Source organism: Mesorhizobium sp. P5_C1 (genome assembly GCF_054049815.1).
This window is the reverse complement of the sequence record NZ_JBFULQ010001120.1, coordinates 1-973: the sequence shown is the minus strand read 5'-3', so window position 1 is coordinate 973 and position 973 is coordinate 1. Positions and strand designations below refer to the sequence as shown.

General features: G+C 59.8%; 1 protein-coding gene. It reads right to left on the bottom strand.

From position 1 onward, the window contains the following. The coding region (gene hemE / locus ACXJ7R_RS34310; RefSeq protein ID WP_457155667.1) for a uroporphyrinogen decarboxylase at window positions 1-802 on the bottom strand (802 nt) is incomplete at its 3' end. Window positions 803-973 lie beyond the last annotated feature (171 nt).

Sequence of the window (973 nt, the reverse complement as noted above, 5' to 3'; positions counted from 1 at the left end):
CCGTCCAATCGATCCCCAGGGCCGTTACTCCGGTCTTCTGACGATAGGTCCGGTACCGCGCACCAGCCCCCTTGGGAAAACCAATGATTGGAACATCGGGATGAACCGCCCGGACCCGGCCAACGATCTCGGTCACCGGCTGAACGCAGAACAGGTCGAACGATGCATCATCGAGAACGCCCGACCAGGAATCGAAGATCTGCACCACATCCGCACCGGCCTCGATCTGGCGGATAAGATAGGCGGCCGAATGATCGGCAAGCACTTTCAGCAAATGTTGAAAGGCTTCCGGCTCGCGATAGGCAAACAGCCGCGCCGGCCCCTGGTCGGGCGTGCCATGGCCGGCAATCATATAGGTTGCCACCGTCCAAGGCGCGCCGCAGAAGCCGATCAGCGTTGTCTCATCGGGCAGTTTTGCCCGCAGCCGGCGGACCGTCTCGTAGACCGGTTCGAGATTCACGTGAAACGTTTTGCTTTCCAGAGCCGCAATCTCTGGCGCCGTGATCGGCGTCAGCAGCGGGCCGCGCCCCTCTTCGAAGCGTACGTCCCGGCCAAGCGCGTGCGGAACGACGAGGATATCCGAGAACAGGATCGAGGCATCGAAGCCGAAGCGCTCGATCGGCTGCAAGGTCACTTCGACGGCAAGGTCGGGATCGTAGCAAAGGTCGAGGAACGAACCGGCCCGCCGGCGTGTCTCGCGATATTCCGGCAGATAACGCCCGGCCTGACGCATCATCCAGAGGGGAGGCGGAAACACCGTCTTGCCCTTCAGGACGTCCAGCATGATCCGGTTCTGGGGCATCGAGCGCTCGCTTCTCCAAGCCTCTCTATAATCAAAGATTCTTATATCTAAGATTCTTCTGATTCTAAGAGTCTGTTGGTTGTGGTGGTTGTCACCTGTCCCGCTTTGCCCGCAAAAACACCAGCTAGCATATTGTCGCGCGCTCGCCTCTCCAGACTGTAGGGTTCTGGG